Consider the following 2,827-nt stretch of genomic DNA (forward strand, 5'->3'; position numbering starts at 1 on the left):
GGCGCCGTCGGAGTCCGCACGGTCCGCGGGCCGGTCGGGGGCCTGCGAGGTCGTACATCCGACAACCCGTCGGGAATGCCATGACGCCCGTCACCCGTCACCATCGAAAAGACTGTCCGGGAGGGTTCCGGTCCGTCCGCGCCCACGTCGTGCCAAGGTGGTCCGGCGGGTTCGCGCCGGTGGTGGACGGTGCCGACCCCGGGCGGCGCCACTGGCGCGGGTGATCTCATCCCGGTGGATGAGGGAGGAGGACGCGGCCATGACCTGGCCTCCGGATCGTCCGGAACGGTACGGGCCGACGGCGGGACGCCGGGACGGCGAGCGGCGTGGCCGGTCCGTCCGTGACCCGCGGGACCCACGCCGGGCCCCTGAGGAGGACTGGCCCGTCGGGCAGTGGCCGCGCCGGGAGCACCGGCCGGCTCCGCGGGGTCACGATGATGACGAGCCGCGCGTACCCCCCGGCGCCTACCCCGATCCCTACGCCCGGTACCCCATCGATCACCCGGCGGCCGAGCCCCGGTATGACCGGCCGGCCCCGGAGGGTCCCGCGGCACCCGGGCAGGGCGGCTTACGGCGCGGTCTCACCGCCATGGCCGCGGTGTTGGCGACCCTCGTCCTGATCCTGGCGACCGGTGGCTGGGCCGTGCTGAAGCACTACGACGGTAGGGTGCATCACATCCCGCTGGCCTTCTCCGCCAGCGCGGACCGGCCGGCGTCCGCATCGGGCGGAACGCAGAACATCCTGCTCGTGGGGTCGGACACTCGGACGGGGACCAGCGGCGAGTTCGGCCAGGTCGAGGGGCAGCGGTCGGACACGACCATCCTCGCCCACCTCGACGGCGACGGTTCGACGACTCTCATCTCCTTCCCCCGAGATCTGTGGGTGCGGATCCCCGCGTACACCGACGCGGCGGGCATGCAGCACGCGGCGCAGCGGTCCAAGCTGAACGCCGCCTTCTCCTACGGCGGGCCGTCCCTGCTCGTGGCCACGATCGAGAACCTCACCGGGATCCGGGTCGACCACTACGTCCAGATCGACTTCATCGGCTTCCAGGGGATGACGGACGCCCTCGGCGGGGTCACCGTCTGCATCAAGGAACTTCCCCCCGAGCTGAAGGCACGGGGCTTCGACAACCTGCACGACCATTACTCCGGGTTTTCCGGTCAGGTCGGCGAGAACACGCTGAACGGGGCTCAGGCCCTCTCCTTCGTCCGGCAGCGGTATGGCCTACCTGAGAGCGACATCGACCGCATCCGCCGCCAGCAGCAGTTCCTCGGTGCCGTCTTCCAGCGGATCGCGTCGACGGACACCCTGCTCAACCCGGCGAAGCTGCTCGGGGTGGTCGACTCCGCCACCTCGGCGCTGACGCTCGACGAGGCCACCTCCCTCGCCGACCTCCGGCTTCTCGCGGTGCGGATGCAGTCGATCGGATCGGGCGGCGTCGCGTTCACGACGGTGCCGGCGGCAGCTGGCACCCGCGGGGGGCAGAGCGTCCTAGTTCCTGATCCAGCCCAGCTGGGCGCCTTCCTCAAGCCCTTCGGCGGTCGTGTCGCCGACGGGAGCTCCACCGGCGCACTCTCGGCCGGCGCGGGGGGTGGCTCCTTCGCTGCGGTACCGGTGTCCGCCGCGGCACCGGTGGTCTGGTCCCCGACCAGCGCGGCGGGAAGGTCCGTCCCGGGTGATGCGGGCGGGGTGTCCTGCACCTATTGAGGCGGCCTCAAGGCGTTCAGCGCCGAGTGGCTGCCCCGGCGGCGCGGTGGCTGCTCGTCCAGCGCCGCGTTGAGCTCCGCGCCCAACAACACGGCCAGCGCGGTGATGTAGAAGAACAGCAGCGCCGCCACCGGTGATCCGAGCGAGCCGTAGACCAGTTCGTGACTGAACACGATCTCCAGGTAGTACCGCAGCACGCCGCTGCCCACGAGCCAGCAGACGAGCGCGAGGATCGCTCCGGGCAGCGCCCGCCACCAGGGTCGGCGTACCGGCAGCGAGAGGTGGTACAGCGAGGTCAGCATCGCCAGGGCCACGAGTCCCACGACCGGCCAGTAAAGCAGTGTGATCAGGGTACTGACGAGGGGATGGCGACTGGCGTCGAAGATCCGCGAGATCAGTTCGGGCCCCAGGACCAGCGCAGGCAGGAGGATGACCCCGCTGGCCACTTGGGCGAGAAACAGCCACAGCGCCAGGAGCCGGCTGCGTACCGCCGAGCGTAGCTCGCGCTGGCCGTAGGCGATAGTGATGGTGTTGACGAAGGTCGCCATCGCGGTCGACCCGGTCCACAGGGACAGCACGAAACCGATGGAGATCACATCCGGTCGGCCACGGGAGAGGATCTGGTCGATGGTCGGGCGCACCGCGTCGTCGACCACCGATTCGGTCAGCAGGCCGCCGGCGCCGTGAAGGATACTCTGCCGGGCGCTGTCGAGGGCGTCGGCTCCGATGGCGTCACCGACGTAGCCGAGCGTTCCCAACAACGACAGCAGGAGTGGGGGCAGGGACAGCAGCTGCCAGAATCCCGCCTCGGCCGCAAGCCCCAGGACCCGGTGCCGCCAGGCATTGGTGATGGTCCGGTGGGCCAGTCGCAGGGGTCCTCGGGGCAGCCGGCGGCGCTGGCGATCCAGCCGGTGGAACAGCGTGCTGCGCCGGATGGCGGTCCAGGCCGCGGCGTGACGGTTTCTGGCCCGCGTTAGCAGCCCGGGATTCACCTCGACGACCACCCTGCGCAGTAACACCATCCAGCGGCCGCTCACCGGGGACGATGCCACGGAAGCCAGTGTTTTGTTTCCCGCGGCGGACACGGCCCCCACCGTATGGCCTGGCGTTCCCGGG

General features: G+C 70.7%; 2 protein-coding genes. One reads left to right on the forward strand and one right to left on the reverse strand.

Annotation, left to right across the window (positions count from 1 at the left end; genetic code table 11):
• Nucleotides 1–589 precede the first annotated feature (589 nt).
• A complete protein-coding gene (locus tag AC08ON_RS02070) occupies nt 590–1,711 on the forward strand; it encodes an LCP family protein (protein ID WP_476616356.1) in 1,122 nt (373 codons plus the stop codon).
• Here AC08ON_RS02070 and AC08ON_RS02075 read toward each other — a convergent pair.
• Complete coding sequence (locus tag AC08ON_RS02075; RefSeq protein ID WP_476616367.1) at nt 1,705–2,733, reverse strand: YihY/virulence factor BrkB family protein; 1,029 nt, start codon at nt 2,731–2,733, stop codon at nt 1,705–1,707. The genes AC08ON_RS02070 and AC08ON_RS02075 overlap by 7 nt on opposite strands.
• Nucleotides 2,734–2,827 lie beyond the last annotated feature (94 nt).

The sequence above is a fragment of the Frankia sp. CoWAU3 genome, assembly GCF_977971855.1.